General features: G+C 44.1%; 14 protein-coding genes. 6 read left to right on the plus strand and 8 right to left on the minus strand.

Translation table 11 applies throughout. The features are described 5' to 3' along the window. Positions 1-102 precede the first annotated feature (102 nt). From HC752_RS09665 to HC752_RS09675, 3 genes are all read left to right on the plus strand, one after another. Positions 103-891, plus strand: a complete 789-nt coding sequence (locus tag HC752_RS09665) for an Imm49 family immunity protein (protein WP_190334930.1) — start codon at positions 103-105, stop codon at positions 889-891. Positions 892-1204: 313 nt separating this feature from the next. After that, positions 1205-1477, plus strand: a complete 273-nt coding sequence (locus HC752_RS09670) for a hypothetical protein (RefSeq protein WP_190334931.1) — start codon at positions 1205-1207, stop codon at positions 1475-1477. Between the two features lie 243 nt (positions 1478-1720). After that, the gene (locus HC752_RS09675; protein ID WP_190334932.1) at positions 1721-2512 is read left to right on the plus strand and encodes an Imm49 family immunity protein; all 792 of its coding nucleotides are present in this window, start codon (positions 1721-1723) and stop codon (positions 2510-2512) included. Between the two features lie 205 nt (positions 2513-2717). Here the strand turns inward: HC752_RS09675 and HC752_RS09680 are convergent, their stop codons facing one another. The 6 genes from HC752_RS09680 to nhaD all read right to left on the minus strand — a co-directional run bounded on the left by HC752_RS09680 (position 2718) and on the right by nhaD (position 10711). Beyond that, the gene (locus tag HC752_RS09680; protein WP_190334933.1) at positions 2718-4889 is read right to left on the minus strand and encodes a putative bifunctional diguanylate cyclase/phosphodiesterase; all 2172 of its coding nucleotides are present in this window, start codon (positions 4887-4889) and stop codon (positions 2718-2720) included. 15 nt (positions 4890-4904) lie between these two features. Beyond that, positions 4905-5429, minus strand: a complete 525-nt coding sequence (locus HC752_RS09685) for a Rab family GTPase (RefSeq protein WP_342029467.1) — start codon at positions 5427-5429, stop codon at positions 4905-4907. Beyond that, complete coding sequence (locus HC752_RS09690) at positions 5422-7386, minus strand: OmpA family protein (RefSeq protein ID WP_190334935.1); 1965 nt, start codon at positions 7384-7386, stop codon at positions 5422-5424. The genes HC752_RS09685 and HC752_RS09690 overlap by 8 nt, the downstream gene beginning before the upstream one ends. Next, a complete protein-coding gene (locus HC752_RS09695; RefSeq protein WP_190334936.1) occupies positions 7387-7821 on the minus strand; it encodes a hypothetical protein in 435 nt (144 codons plus the stop codon). 218 nt (positions 7822-8039) lie between these two features. Then, the gene (locus tag HC752_RS09700) at positions 8040-9047 is read right to left on the minus strand and encodes a substrate-binding domain-containing protein (protein ID WP_190334937.1); all 1008 of its coding nucleotides are present in this window, start codon (positions 9045-9047) and stop codon (positions 8040-8042) included. Positions 9048-9283: 236 nt separating this feature from the next. Next, positions 9284-10711, minus strand: a complete 1428-nt coding sequence (gene nhaD, locus HC752_RS09705) for a sodium:proton antiporter NhaD (RefSeq protein WP_190334969.1) — start codon at positions 10709-10711, stop codon at positions 9284-9286. Between the two features lie 707 nt (positions 10712-11418). Between nhaD and HC752_RS09710 the strand changes: the two genes are divergently transcribed. Further along, a complete protein-coding gene (locus tag HC752_RS09710) occupies positions 11419-12000 on the plus strand; it encodes a class I SAM-dependent DNA methyltransferase (RefSeq protein ID WP_190334938.1) in 582 nt (193 codons plus the stop codon). A 105-nt stretch (positions 12001-12105) separates the two neighbouring features. Then, positions 12106-12486: a PilZ domain-containing protein gene (locus tag HC752_RS09715; protein WP_190334939.1), complete on the plus strand. Its 381-nt coding sequence runs from the start codon at positions 12106-12108 to the stop codon at positions 12484-12486. A gap of 54 nt (positions 12487-12540) precedes the next feature. On the opposite strand, the gene HC752_RS09720 is transcribed toward HC752_RS09715, so the two are convergent. Next, positions 12541-13518 carry an NAD-dependent epimerase/dehydratase family protein gene (locus tag HC752_RS09720; RefSeq protein WP_190334940.1) on the minus strand — a complete coding sequence of 326 codons (978 nt, stop codon included), beginning with the start codon at positions 13516-13518 and terminating at the stop codon, positions 12541-12543. A 95-nt stretch (positions 13519-13613) separates the two neighbouring features. On the opposite strand from HC752_RS09720, the gene HC752_RS09725 reads away from it, so the two are divergent. Continuing rightward, positions 13614-14447, plus strand: a complete 834-nt coding sequence (locus tag HC752_RS09725; protein ID WP_190334941.1) for a LysR family transcriptional regulator — start codon at positions 13614-13616, stop codon at positions 14445-14447. A 69-nt stretch (positions 14448-14516) separates the two neighbouring features. On the opposite strand, the gene HC752_RS09730 is transcribed toward HC752_RS09725, so the two are convergent. Continuing rightward, the gene (locus HC752_RS09730) at positions 14517-16109 is read right to left on the minus strand and encodes an ABC transporter ATP-binding protein (protein WP_190334942.1); all 1593 of its coding nucleotides are present in this window, start codon (positions 16107-16109) and stop codon (positions 14517-14519) included.

The raw sequence follows: 16109 nt of genomic DNA on the forward strand, positions 1-16109 counted from the left end.
GATGAGGGAAATTCAGAGCTGGAGACTTACTGCAAAAAATGCACATTATCTATGCACTCTGATCGGTACAGGAGTTGTGTTATTGGCTCGATACTTCTAAATGTGGAAAAGAGGTATACACGCTTTCTGCAATATTGTTCTGCTCAACTCAGTTGGATGGCATTTCGTTCTATCCTATGCCGAGGCAAACAATCGCATTTCCAGTTGGAGTTTCTCGACACATCCATGGAGCTTGAACCGCCAGAGGGCTCTTACGGATTTTATGACTGGATGGACGCGGTGAGCGCGAATGCAATGATTCGTAATGACGAAGGGGTAAAAGAGCTGTGCCTTGTAGAGCAGGAGATTCTCGGGACGTACTTCGATGAGCCGTTTCGGCGAGTGAACAATACCTATTTTGAGTTTTTTAAGGTGTTTTATAGCGATGAAACAGACCCTCAAATAAGGGCCGAAGCACTGAACAGTGTTCGAGCAATGGGTGAGCCCGGTGTTATTAACGCCATTGTGGAACGAGAAATCGAGAACCGTATTCACTCGCTTTACACGCCACTGGTAAACATCATCGAAGCGATTTGGCAAGGTAACCACGAGGGCGTCGAACAAACGGTGCTGGAAGCCATGGATAAAAATTACCATTACTTCGCATACCTTGTTCCTGAAAAAGGGCAACCGAATGGTGAAAAATCACTGGACTTGGGTGATGTTGATGCCATGTTCTACGACAAAATCATCGCCTTGCTTGCTGTGTATTTTGACCAAACGGGTAAGACGATGAGCTTCGATAGTCCATATTTACCGGAATGGATCATCAAAAACGAAGGACCAACTATTCAAGAGGTTCTGGTCAATCCACCCGTGTTCGATTTGGAACACGTATTAGGCAACCAATAAAAGGAAAAGAGGCTTGTGAAAGCAAGCCTCTTTCTATTTATCTAGTCACACATCCATTCAAATACTTTTTAGATTGCCTGTACCATCGCCAGCCAGCAAACCTTATGCTTGGAGTTTGACCCGAACGAATTGAGCGCACGTAAATAACAAGGACAGACGCCATAAGAAAAGTACTACCTTGTCAATTACATAGCTCTGTGTCGGTTCTTCTAAAAGTGCCTGTCCACATTCCACCCCCACATTCTACCCGGGCTTAGGCAATGGTTCTGGTCGCTTTGACCAAATCTATGAGAAGGACGGTGTTATCACTATTTTGGAAGCCAAAGGCGGCTCTGGTACATTGGGCTCCAGAAAAGTAAATGGCATCAACTACCAGCAAGGTCATCCAGAGTACACCAAAGCGATCTTGGCAGAGATGGAAAGGGTTGGACAGAGTAACCCGAAGGTCGCATTAACACGGCAAAAGATAATGGAAGCATGGGAAGCAGGGAAGTTGCAGTATAAAGTTGTCCATCAAAAGATTAAGACTGACAGCGGTGCGCTGGATAGCGTGAAGGTAACCGATTTTGAACAAGGTAAGATATAGAAAATGTCTAACGAAGATACGTTAAATCTAAAAGTAAGGTCTCATCATCTCGAGAATTTTCGTAGTCCTGATTTAATACGGGAATTTAGTGAGATATCGATTGAGTTTATTGTTAAGAGACTAAAAAATGACGACCATTTGTTGGATTATCAGCATTCTGCACCTAAAACTTCAGAATATTGGCTAAAAGAATACATTGGAAATACAGTCTTAAACCACTGGTCCCTTGAACATGGTATGTTCATGTTAGCGCAGTCTTCTGAGTTTGCTCGTTTGCATTGGCTTATACATCGTCATCAAGGTGAAACGCTGGATGTCAACTTATTTGACAGGCAATTCCAGGTAGAAACCTACATAGAACGTCGTGATCTCGACAACTCAGAGGATAGGCTAACGGCGTGGCTAACCAATATCAGTGTCGCCATTTTGTGCAATGACCAAGCCGCGCAGCAGGAGATGTTGAAAGTCGAACACAAAGATCTTTGCCAGAGTTTTGAGGGACAACCGATACGCGACATCGAACTGGCATTTTTTGATTTATTCCATGCCTTTTTGTTAGGTGAAAGTGACAAGCAACGACAAATTCAATTGATAAAAACGGTGATCCCAATTCTTACCGATGAAATTTTAATTGAAGCGTGTGACGGCAACGAATATTGGCAGGACTTCTATCAATGGCTTCGTTTTCCTTTGTATAGCATCATATCCGTATGTTGGGGTTATGAAGACACCTCATTGGATAAAGCCGTTATCGCGTCTATAGATGCTAACTATGAGTATTATTCTGAAATTGAGCCGCGCCAAAAGGGAGGAAAGACAGGTAAGGAATCACTGGATTTATTGGCTAGTGAAGCCATGTTTCACACAATTACCACCGCGTTTTTATCCGCACACTACAGGCGAACAGGGCAAACAGTCAGCTTTGATTCCCCCTATGTTCCGCAATGGTTGATCAAAGGTGAAGGTCCCACCCGTGAGGAAGTCTTAGCCAATCCACCCGTGTTCGATCTGGAACACGTATTAGGCAACCAATAAAAGGAAAAGAGGCTTGTGAAATCAAGCCTCTTTCTATCCATGTGGTCACATTTCCATTTTTTGGGTTGGCTTAGCTAGCTTTGTGATCACTTGTTTCTGTATTACTTCCGTTTCTATATTGCTTCTTAGGCACAGTTTTCGAGCCCACACGTAATGTAGCCCGTGCTCGTATTGAATGACGGTGCGGCTTAGCCCCTAAATACACTCAAGGGTTTGATTTTACAATCCGTTTCTCTTCTATTTCTGTGTTGTATGCCGCTTCCAACTGCGCAAAAGGGAGGGGCTTGTAGAAGTAGTAGCCCTGAATGTAATCGCAATTAACGTCGGTTAAGCAATTGAGTTGTTTTAGGGTTTCAACCCCTTCTGCAATTACTTTGAGGTTAAGGCTGTGTGCCAGCTCAATAAGAGAGGTGGTGATCAGCATGCTCTGATTATTGGCGGGTAATTCGTCGACAAATTCTTTATCGATTTTAATTAAATCCACTGGCATTTGGCGTAAGTAATTAAGCGAGGAAAAGCCAGTACCGAAGTCATCAAGCGCAACAGCGACCCCGAGTTTTCGGATTTGATGCAGCACCTCAAGGATGGAGTGAATATCGGCAAGCAAGCCACTTTCCGTAATTTCAAGCTCAAGGTTCTCAGAGGGTAATCCACTTTTTTCTAAGGCTTTGATGACATGGCTATAAAAGTCAGGGTGCTTAAGCTGTTTGGTTGAGACATTCACGGCCATTCGAATGTTAATGCCTTTATCCAGCAGCGTTTTGGCATCTTGACAGGCTTGCTCGAGAACCCAACGACCCAAGGGGATGATTTGACCGGAATCTTCAGCAATGGGGATGAAGTCATTCGGGTAAATCGTTCCTTCCGTATTGTGTTCCCAGCGCACGAGTGCTTCAACGTTAAACTCATCGCAGGGGATAACGTTTGTTTTAGGCTGGTATAGCAAATGGAAGTCATCATTTTTAATTGCGTCATGAATGTCATGTTCACGTTGCAACCTTAGGGAAAAAGTGAGGTCCAGCTGTTCCGTGTATATACGGCACTGGTTTCTTCCCAGCTCTTTCGCTGAAGACATGGCGAGATCAGAATGCTTAACGACTTCCACAAGGCTAATCGAATTTTCAATTGTTGCGATCCCGATACTGGCGGTAATGCTGACGGAGGTTTCGTTGATCAGCACCGGCTCACTGATCGAACGGCGAAGCCTGTCTGACATTGGCTTGAGCTGCTCTGCCGCGCCAAATGCAATGATGGTAAATTCATCGCCGCCGAGGTGTGAAACAAAGTCTTTCTGCTTTACGCACCTTGAAATACGTGAACCGATGAGTTTAAGGACCTTGTCCCCTTGTTCAAACCCAAATTTATCGTTGATGCGCTTAAAGTAGTCTAAGTCGATGTACAACACAGAGTATGTTGTTCGGTTCTTCCGAGAGGCTTTATCCCTTTCTTGGATTTTTCGCCAAAAATAGCGCCGATTCGGTAGCTGCGTGGTGTATTCATACCCAGTGTAATGTGTACTGTCGTGTTTTTCATCGAGGCGTAAGTTTGAAATATCGTGGATGATACAAACAAAATGTGTGACTTGTTGGCGGGCGTTTTTGATTGGTGCGATATTCAGCCGAACAAAGCGCTTTTTTTCCTGAATCGTTCGGGTGGAAAATTCGCCTTCCCAATAAGAACCCGCAGTTAAAACGCGATTCATTTCTGGGTAAACCGGCTCGGCTTCCCCGCACCACCTTTCAAGTAATGCTAAAGGTTGGCAACTGGCAATATCTTCGATTTGGAAGAGTCTTTTGAATTCATTATTGATGTTGAGCACGTTACTCTTTGCGTTGAAAATGATCACTGCGGCAGATTCAGATTTAATCGCGTCTCCAATGATTTTCATACTGGCATTTTCATCAAATAACTGAGCGATGTCCGATTGGAGGTTTCGCTGTCTATGATTAAGCTCTGTGACCAATTTTTCGTTAAGTAGTGCAATATCCCGAGCCTTTTGCATCATGTCCTGCTCGCCTTTGAAATGCTCGGTGCGATTTTCGATAATCAGCAAATTGCAGCCATTGTTGTTGGAAGCAATCGCGGTGAGTTGGATTTCCTCTCCAGCTGCCTTGGATTCCGTCCAAATACCTGAGCCTATGGACTCTTTTAATTGGGTTTTGCACCAAACTGTGTCGGCGTCAATCATGAAGTTTTCGATGAAAGGAAAAGCAACGCAAAGATCTATGCGCTTGGCGTCGAACCGGGTCGCGGTTTGGTCAAAGTAAAGGTCGCTAAACCAGCTAGCGCAGGGGTTCAATAGGGTAAAAGTTTTATCTTGGTTCCGTAATAGGACAACATAATTTAAAGACGTCAATACTGCTTCTAAATGGTTCATGGTATTGTCCTCGGCTTAATCACGATCCAGCATCAGTGAGCCTAATTGTTGGAAAGCCTCATCGACGTTTTTTCCATCTTTTGCACTGGATGTAAATAGGGCGGAAACTTTTTGTTCGAGTTTGGTTATTTTGTCGGCGCCGATAACCCACTGATCGACTAAGTCGCATTTATTCAGCATCAATACGACGGGAATATCACCACAATTGTCACTGATCAGTGCTCTTAGTTCGTCTGCGACTTCAAGGCTATCTGGGCGGGTTCCATCTACGACCAACATGGCACCAGATGCACCTCGTAAATAAGACACATTGATGTTGGTGTAGACATCTTTTCCTTCGATATCCCATACCAACATTTGCAATGGCTCCCGAGTTGACTCGACAAACTTCTTCGAGATTTTTACACCTATCGTGGTGTGATATTTTTCAGTGAAAATACTTTCGACAAAACGCCTCACCAAGCTGGTTTTCCCTACTGCAAACGCACCAATCATGCAGATTTTCTTTGCTTTCATGCGTGACCTCTTATGTTCACAAATCCTTGTTTATCACGTCTATGGTGACTCTTCTTAAGGCAGATGAGATACTTTCTGTCGATTCTATGTTGCTGATATTTAGGGTGATTATATGGTTTTCATCCATGCCATTCTCCACCATAACTTGCTTCACATTGGATGCTCTTTGTTTGCTGAGCTGAATGTTTCTTTCTTTAGAGCCAATATCGTCGGAATACCCGGTTACTATAAATATAGGCGTAAGTGGGGGACTCAGCGTCTTTCCGAGTTGCATCAATGTTTTTGCTTGACTGACAAACAGTGCGATCTCCGCTTTGTTATTTTTAGGTGTGACTACGTTGAGTTCGTATTGAAACCGAACCTGATTCAGTGATTGAGCGAGTTGGTTGTATTGTTTTTGGTGATCGGGTGCTTTTGTTAATGTTGTCAAAGCCGTCATGTCTACGTTAAGCCCCAATGCTTTGTTTTTTAAAAGGCGGCGGATGTTTTCCAGTGATTCGGGATACACTTGACCGGATAGGGAAGCCTTTTCTTGCTCAAAGGTTACAGAGAGCGCTTCGTTGTCGCTGAGGAAGCCAGTGAGTTGCTGCCGAAGAAACTCGCGTTCCAGCTGCTCTGACGTAGTGAGTTCTGGGGGAAGTAATGTCACGTCTTGTATGGATAAACTGAGGCTACTGTCTACTTTTGTAACGTAACGTTTTAACTGTTCCAGCGTGTTGGGCTTTAATGCACCCGCAATATTAATGGTTTGGTCAGATAACCAAATCCGAGCGGATTCCTCTTCGTCTAAAGAAGAGAGAAGGTTGTGCCTTACCACATCTATGATGGTGGGGTGATATTGAGGTAACTCTCCCGATTCACTGAAATCCACCACTTTGTCGTCAATGGTTTGGGTTGTGTAAAGGTAGTTAATGCCTTTTAATATGTCGTTTGGTGCTCGTGAACCAGGTTTTCGAAGTACAGACAGGACGATGTTCTCGTCTTGAATGGTGGATTCGGCAACAAAATAATTAGGTTCATACTCAAAGAGTTGGCGAGTAATTTGGTGCTCGTTACTTATGCTAATATACACAAACAGTTGGTATAACCCTATCGCAATGAAAGCCAGCAGTATTGCAAATAGCCGCCAAGGAAACCGCTCTTTAGCGTTATCTTCGAGTGTGTTTTTGAGTAAGCAGCTTTCTAATAAAGGCACAGAAGAGGCAAATTCTTCATTATCCCCGCTGAAATTCACCAGTTTATTTGAATAATCTTGTTCGACTTTTTCCACCGTTGTGGAAATGATGGTGTCAACGGCTTGGTTCGGGATCCCTCGAACAGCAGCGGCTAGTATGACATGAGGGGCGACTTCAATTTTGAGGAGTAAGTCGCCCAGCCGAACCCCTTCCAAAGTGTCATTACTGTTACCTCTAAAGGAGTCGGACACAAAATCAGTGATGGCGGTTAGCATACTTGATACGAGTTCCGGATCGCTGGTTTCTGTGCCTTCATTGGCAACAGAATTCAGCAGCAGCCCTGTCTCTCTATGAATCAACAGAACCTGCTCCACTTCAAAGACGGATGTTTTCATTAATAGGAACTGAGCGTAGCTGATCCCCTGTCGCCATGCTTGATAGCGCCATTTGATCGACTTCAAGCTGAAGTTTTGCGTCAGCACTTGGTTGAGAGAGTCAAGCAATTGGTTGAATGTGGTACTGACCGATTTTCGGACAGCTGCGCCGATGACGGGGTATAGGATGTCAGCGAAGCGTTGTGTATTGTTATTAATGGACACTTCGATGGCGCTGTTGATGATAGGAGAAAGCTCTTCGGTAACCTTGTTGTCTTTTTGGTTTCTTTGTTTAATCGCTTCTACGATGACGTCTGCCACACGGCTTGTTTCGTCACTCTTTTCTATGAAGTTATTAAGAGCGCTTTCGTACTGCTCTCCGAGCACTAAAGAACGAAGTTCCTCAAGTTTTGAATTGTCCCGATTGATCATTTAATTCCCATCGAGATCTTCGGCCATGGAGGACAACAATGCGGCCAGGGTTTTTCTATCCGCTTTGTTGTTTTTCAGCTCTTCTGAAACGCTATCAATCTTATTGAGTGCTTCTTCATGCTTGTCGTGAAGTTGCTGAGACAACTCGCCAACCTCTTGAGTAAAGTGCATTTCTAGGCTGCTATTACTTTGTTGGCTGGTATGCGCGAGACTTTCTAGAGAATCGGCTAATTTGGCGATTTGTAAATTAATGGCGTCTAATTTTTTTTCTATCTGTATAAAAGTCTGGTTGGTTCGCTGAGAAAGATCTTCAATAGCCACTTCGATGGATTCGGCTCGTTCGCCAAATAAAAGGTGCTGAATTTGCGCCAATTGATCGGAATCATTTTTTTTAGGCTCAACCTCTACGTCTGAGCTTTTTGATTGCTTCGTCATACAATCTCCCTATTGAGATTAACCTTAGACTGGAAAAAATATCACTTCTAAGCGTATGTGCTGATTAAGATTTAATCAAATAAGTGCGGCGACAAGTACAATCTTATAGATAGAATTGTGAGTATGGACTGGATGTTGTCAAAAAGGTATGGAGTGATTCGATCATTTAATATAAGCCTAGGCGCATTAAATGCCATTGAATTGCAGCAATAGTAAAACTACTCTTTACGCACTTTATCGACGGAGTTCCTCCTGACGAGAGTCGGGGAGAGCATGACAGGTTCAACATGTACAGCTTCGCCATTGGCCAAAGCAAGTGCCAACTGTGCAGCTTGTTCTGCCATCATTTGGATGGGATAGCGTATCGTGGTTAGCTTCGGGGTCAAGTAACGAGCGATAGGTCCGTCGTCAAACCCTATCACCGATACGTTCTCAGGAACATCGAGACCATTTTCATCCAAAATGGACATCGCACCAGCAGCCATGTAATCGTTATAGGCAAATACGGCTGTTATAGGTAAAGACTGTGTCAGTAGGTGCGTCATTGCTTCTTCACCGCCTTCGCCGTTGGGATTGCGATGCACAATGTATTTATCAGAGAGTACAATATTGTGGTCTTTTAATGCGGCAAGGTAACCGGCAATTCGTGCATCGACGTCTTCAATGTGATGAGAAGATGAAATGCAAGCGATGTTGGTATGACCGTGACGGATCAAATATTCTGTTGCAAGATATGCCCCTTTGTAATTGTCTAAGGCGATGCATCGGTGAGCGATTTCAGGGATATGGCGGTTAATTAGAACCATTCCGCGAACTTCTTGCGTATAACTAAGCAATTCTTTATCTGAAAGACCTTTAGCGTGAATGACGAGGCTTTCACATCGACTGTTTACCAGAAGTTCGATCGCCTCTCGTTCTTCATTTGCATTATGGTAACCATTACCAATGAGTAAATGCTTGCCTTTAGTATGTGCGACATCATCTACCGCTTTAATCAACGTGCCAAAGAAAGGGTCGGACACGTCACTCACTAATACACCCATGGTATTGGTGGACTGGCTAACCAAAGCCCGAGCATTGGCGTTAGGTCGATATCCTAGCTGAGCCATAGCCAAATTTACCGATTCAATCGCTTTGGTGCTCGCTTTGGGAGAACGGTTAATCACACGTGATACGGTAGCGACGGATACGCCCGCTGCTCTAGCGACGTCTTTAATGGTTGCCATTTACAGAGCCCGAATAAAAAGGAATGGATTAATGTAACCAATTGTGGAAACAAAAGACATTTTTTATGCCCAATTTTCATCGGTTGAGTTGTAATTCATTAAAATAAAAGCAAAAAAATAATGTAAATCGTTTACATTATTTTGAAATAAGAAGGTGACGAACCCAACGCCACCTATCCAGAATACGCTTTCAAAAGAGTCGCATTATTAATGTGGTACTAAAATTTGCCGTCTTATCAAAACAGTGCGCTGTTAAGCATAAGATGCAACGCAATACTCACTATGTAACCCAAACCAATGACTGGGGCCCATTTTAAGTGCCCAAAGAAGGTGTATTTGCCGTGTGCTGCGCCCATTAATGCTACGCCAGCAGCGCTACCAATAGAGAGTAAGCTTCCGCCGACACCCGCAGTGAGTGTAACGAGTAGCCAGTTGCCCAGTGTCATTTCGGGCTGCATGGTGAGCACGGCATACATGACCGGAATGTTATCGACGATCGCAGAAAGTATTCCTATCATAACGTTTGCCCATAAGGGATTCCATTGCGTATACATGATTTCAGATGCCATGCCTAGGTAACCGATTAGGCTTAACCCCCCTACGCACATCACCACACCATAGAAGAACAACAATGTGTCCCACTCAGCATGAGATACTCGTCGGAACACATCAAACGGTACAACCGAGCCTAATTTACGAAGCGCCTCTTCATCTTGTAAGGCTTGAGCTTTGGCGCGTTTTTTCGCCAAGGACATAGGCAATGTTTTTCGAAGGAAAAATCCAAAGAACTGCAAGTAGGCTAAACCCATCATCATCCCGATGACTGGCGGGAAGTGCAAAAAGCCGTGGAAAGCGACGGCAGTAGCAATCGTAAGTAAAAATAAAGCCACAATACGTTTTGCGCCACGTTTCAGTTCGACCACTTCTTTCAGTGCATCAGGCTGATCTTTTGGAATAAAGAAAGACATAATAATGGCAGGGACAATATAGTTCGCAACTGAAGGGATAAACAACGCTGGGAACTGGCTGAAAGAGACAAGCCCAGCTTGCCAGACCATTAAGGTTGTGATGTCACCAAATGGGCTGAATGCCCCCCCTGCATTGGCGGCGACGACGATGTTGATACAAGCAAGATTGATAAAGCGCGTGTTGTTTCCGCCGACTTTCATCACAACAGCACACATGAGTAACGCAGTGGTTAAGTTGTCTGCAATAGGAGAAATAAAGAATGAGAGTATACCCGTGATCCAAAAAAGTGTTCTTAAGTTAAACCCTTTGTTAACCATCCATGCTTGAAGTGCATCAAACAATCTCCGTTCTTCCATGGCACTGATGTAGGTCATTGCGACGAGTAAGAAAAGTAGTAGTTGCGCGTATTCGAGTAGGTTGTGCTCTAGAGCTTGTTTGGCGACTTCTATCTGACCGTCTGCTTGGAATGCAAACCCGATAATGATCCAAATTAAGCCTGCTGCAAGCAGTACAGGTTTGGACTTGCGAAGTTTCAAGTACTCTTCTGCCATAACAAGACAGTAAGCCAATCCAAAGATAATCAATGCAGCATATCCGACACCAGAAGAGGTATAGCTGGTGGGGGATTCGGCGGCAAAACTGGGGAAAGAAAATAAAGTAAAACACACAATCAACAGGCGAAAGAAAACACTCATCACTAACTTGGCTCCTTGAGGCTCAAAGATGGCTTGCTGACACCCAACCCTAGACCAGTGGCATGAGATTGGCCGATTAAAACACATCTTATGGTTATTTTATGTTGTTTTGCCAAAGGTGTTTAAATCGAGAAACAATGAGTCGAAATCAATAAAGGAATAAAACAGTTAGGTCATTCCGACAATCATTCAAAAATTCAAACCATGGACAATTGTGCGTATTTTATACAACTTAAAATGTGAGAAAAGTGATGTAGCTTGGGTATCACGTGCTGATTACAATAAAGTCAGTCAATTGCAATCTAGGTTGCTGTTATTTATTCTGAAAATGCCATTATTTCTTGTTGTTTTATATGTTTAGCTATGCATCCTTTTGAATAATTTTGTGAAAATTTTCCACGAGATCCAATGAGAGCGGTATATGGCAAACGCAAATTGAGATGACATTTCGGCTAAAATATTGCAACTTACGTCTTATTTTTGACCGAATTTGAAACGAAAGAGAAAAATAATCTCAACTGCTTGTTGATACAAATTAGACTTAACGCCCGATTTGGTGAACTTTTGTATCGACGAGTGTGTATCTAGGCTAGCTTTGGTTTAGTCTATACGTCCCTTATACCCAAGCATCTTGCCAACACAGTGGCTGTTCCGCTTTTGCACAGGATCTTTGGGTATAAGCTTGTAAACATTTTGGGGAAAATACCATGTCCAACGAATGGGATGAATACGCAGAGAACTGGGAGCAAAATGCGGCAACTGCGGATTACGCGCACAAAGCATTCGAACAGCTCAAAGAAAGAGTAAGCCTTGAGGGATTAAAGGTATTGGATTTTGGTTGTGGTACTGGGCTACTCACTCAAAAGCTTTCACCTTTGGTAAAAGAGATCGTCGCTTTGGATTCGTCTGAAAAGATGATTGAGCAATTGGATGCGAAAGAGTTAATAAACGTAGAGCCTGTTGTCGATGAGCTTACACGTGGTTTGGTGGCTTATCACCCAGCTTTTCGTGGGCAGTTTGATATCGTTGTTGCTTCTTCAGTATGTGGCTTTTTGGACAACTTTGAAGAATCTGCGAGAATTATCCACTCGTTACTCAACGACGGTGGCTTCTTTATCCATTGGGATTGGCTTGTCGAGAGCGATGAAGAAAGCAATGGTTTGACTCAGCGTAAAGCTAAGAAAGTATTGAAGAAAGCGAACTTCCGTCGCATCACCATCGACACGCCTTTCAATATAGAATCTGAGAAAGGCTTAATGCCAGTATTGATGGGTGTTGCTCAAAAATGATGGTTCGGCGGTTAAAAACGACGGATCGACGGATAAAAATGATCTCGATTTTGGAATCTGTTAAGCTATTAGTGGTAGTGTTTAAAATACAGACAAAGCATATAGATGGAACACAGCATTTCTAAACAATCCAGACAATATTATCGCTTAAGGTATCCGAAGTCGGAACGACCAAGAATCAAAGCTTGGGATCATCAGTTCCCAGTGACAGAGATATCTGAAAAGGGATTGCGGTTTCTATTTTCATCCGAAGTTGAAATAAAAAAGCGGATGGAAATAAAAGGCACCATCATATTGAGTGGCGGTGAATCTTTTGATATCTCTGGCGAGGTATTGCGTGTCGATGGTGTCGAGCTCGTGATTAAGCTAGAAGAAGGACCCAGCTTAAAGCAGATGGCAGCAGAGCAAATCCGAATCCGCAAAAAATTTCCCGGATTTTTCGATCCGATAAAAGAGGAAAGTGATTCAAAAAGGCAAACCAAATAGGTTTGCCTTTTTGGCTTCAATGCGAACGAACCCCTTGGGCTGCATTTCGAAATATCATCCCCTTATAGCCATTTCATTAATCACTTCATCAAGAGAGCGGCATTGCACTTCCTGATTCAGCGTGTGCTGAAGCTTTTCATCGTTGAGCTTGAGAGGATGTTGCCATAAATATCGCATTTCCCGTACCGCCCCCATTTTAGGTGAAAACAGACCAATAACAGCCAAAGACCACCAAGGGAAAGAGCGAGTCGAAACGGGCAAGTTGCGCATTCGCAAAAGGCTGTCCTCAATGTCCTCAAAGCTAACATTCAACCCAGCATAGTGATAGATGTGTTCTCCACAGAGTTGGTGATCCAATAAATCGCCTACCACCGCGCCTAAATCGGGTAAGTAAGCCCACGAGTGCTTGGCTTTTTTGTCGGTAGGCAGTCGCAGTACGGTTTTATTGGGTTTCATGTCGACCAGAAAACGGAACCACGCGCTTGGGGCGTGTTGACCAATATAATTCCCCGCTCGAATGATGAGGGCGGAACCACCGGACTGGCAAAATGCATGGAGTTGGTTCTCCATATCGACACGGATTTTACCTTTGCTTGAGACGGGATCACTAGGAGTGTGCTCGGAGATTTCGGCAAAACGATGGGGGTTGTAGTTGTACACGTTGCCAGGAAAGATCACTTCCATGTTTTTTGATTTGGCGACGTTCAGGGCTGTCGCGAGCCACTTTTGTGCATAGGTTTTCCAAAGGTGGTACTCCGGATTCAAACCATACACCAATACCTGATGATTCTTGGCTATTTCCGAGAGGTAGTGTTCGTCTGTAGCATCACCTTCTAAAATATCGAATTGTTTTAACTCATGATCCAGCTTAGACAAGGAGCGAGTCACCCCCGTGACTTTCCAACCTTTTTCTTTAAGAGCTAACGCAACATAGCGACCAAACCCACCGGTAATTCCTAAAATGAGAGCGCTTTTTTGATTGCGATTTCTTTTCTCTTGACCAGCTATCTTATTGGTATTTGACGTTTCCATACGGGTTATCCTGTTGATGTGATGTTCTATAACCTAATTATTGCTATAGTTATTTGAATTTTGAATCGAACATAACTTATGGGTGCTATTCATAAATGAATATCAATTGGCAATGGATTCGTCATTTTCTGGTGGTGGCAGAGCAGGGAAGCCTATCAAAAGCAGCCGAAGTGTTGTCTTTGTCGCAGCCTACGCTCACTCGTCAAATACAGCGTCTTGAAAAAGATCTTGGTTATGCCTTATTTGATCGCTCTACCCAAGGGCTTAATATAACGGAAAATGGCGTAGCGCTTTTGGCATCGGCGAAATGCATGGCTGAATCTGCCGACCAGTTTTTACGGACGGCGCAAGGGAACAGTGGGGTGCTGAAGGGATCGATTCGTATCAGTGTGAACGAGCTCTTTGGGCACTTTCTGCTTCCTAAAGCGCTGGTTGCCTTTCGCGAAGCGCATCCAGAGATAGACTTTGAAGTTGTGATATCGAATGAGCCGACAAATTTGTCAAAAAGAGATGCGGACATCGCGGTTAGAATGTTTTCCCATCGGCAGCAAGACTTGGTTTCAAGGAGGCTTCCATCCATCCCGCTTGGTTTCTATGCACACACCTCCTACATTGAACGACACGGGTTACCAACGAGCATAGCGGATCTTGAAACGCACCGTTTGATTGGCTTCGATAGAATGACGAGTTTCATTGATGAAGCTCGTCTGCACGGGTTGGAATTGAAGCCAAACCATTTTTGCTATCGTACGGACAGTTTAACGCAGCACTGGGCGCTGTTGAATCAAGGGGCGGGCATCGTTGCCACACATCAAGGGTTGGCAAAAAAAATCCAGTCAATTGGTTCAAGTATTGAATTTTCTTCCTATTTCGGAGTTACCCTGTCACCTTGTGGTGCATCAAGATATTCAAACCAACACCAAAGTTAGAACCCTGCTGAATTTCCTCGGAGATTGGTTTGAAAGCCGAGGGTACGAGTATGATCGATAATTCGAGCGTTATAAATCAGACAAATTGATCAACTGGCGGGTGTAGTCTTGCTGCGGTGACTGGAATAACTTTTCTGTATTGCCTTGTTCCACGACGTGACCGTCTTTAAGCACGAGGGTGTAGTGGCAAAGTGATTTGACCACATTTAAGTCGTGGCTGATAAAAAGATAAGTCAGTTCGTACTTTTGTTGAAGTGATTTCAATAGATTGAGCACTTGCGCTTGCACCGTTCTGTCTAATGATGAGGTCGGTTCATCCAAAAGGATAAATTCAGGCTTAAGAATGATCGCCCGAGCAATGGCAATTCGCTGTCTTTGCCCGCCTGAAAACTCATTGGGATAGCGATGGCGAGTGTCTGGATCCAACCCGACTTCCTCCATTGTTTCGCAGATTCGTTTATCCATGTCTGCTTCGGATAAGTTTTGGTGGACTTGGAGCCCTTCACCAATGATTTGAGCAACGGACATTCTTGGATTGAGCGCGGAAAACGGATCTTGGAATACCACCTGCATTTTCTTCCTAAGTGGGAGCATTTGTTTTCTGTTGAAATGGTTGATTGATTCGCCATCGTATTGAATGATTCCCTCACTGTTTAGGAGCCTTAGAATCGCCATGCCCGTTGTGGATTTGCCAGAGCCACTTTCACCAACTAACCCAATCGTTTGCCCCTTTCGCAAAGCGAAATTAACATCGGTGACCGCTTTGATATGCGAAACAACACGTTTGAGAATTCCGCCTGTAATGGGGAACCACACTTTCAGATTTTCAGCGTTGAGCAACACATCCGCCTGCTCGTCTACTGCTACCGGAGAACCTTTTGGATCGGATTCAATTAATTGCTGTGTATAGGCATGTTTGGGATGTCTGAACAGGTCGCTAGTGGTGCCTACCTCGACAAGGTTGCCATGCTGCATAACGGCAACATTGTCGGCAATTTTCCGTACGATGCTTAAGTCGTGCGTGATGAACAACATCGCCATCCCCAGCTCGTCTTGTAGAGATTTAAGCAATTCAAGTATCTGCGCTTGAACAGATACATCCAGTGCAGTGGTTGGCTCGTCTGCTATCAATAATTCGGGTTCATTGATTAAAGCCAACGCAATCATAACGCGCTGACGCTCGCCGCCGGAAAGTTCGTGAGGGTACGCATCAATCTTAATTTCTGGGTTACGTATGCCGACTTTGTTGAGCCATTTTAGCGCCAGCTCTCTTGCTTTGCTTGCTCTAAGCCCTCTATGAATTTCTACGGTTTCAACCAATTGGCGTCCGACCTTGTGGAGAGGGTTGAGTGACACCATGGGCTCTTGAAAAATCATACCGATCCTTCCACCCCGTATCCCACGAAGATGTCTTTCGCTGCAGGTAAGTAGATCTTTATTGTCAAACAAGATGCTGCCTGATAGGTATTGAGCGCTCCCTTTGGGCAGCAACCTCAAAATGGCGTTTGCTGTCACCGATTTTCCAGACCCACTTTCACCAACCAAAGCAAGCGTTTCTCTTGCGTGAATGGAGAGGCTCACTCCATGTGTAATGACGTCTACGTCGTTTCTACGACCGAACCCAACGGATAAATTGTGTATGTTCAATACGCTTTCAGACAT

This window comes from Vibrio sp. S9_S30 (assembly GCF_014694455.1).
Lineage (GTDB): Bacteria > Pseudomonadota > Gammaproteobacteria > Enterobacterales > Vibrionaceae > Vibrio.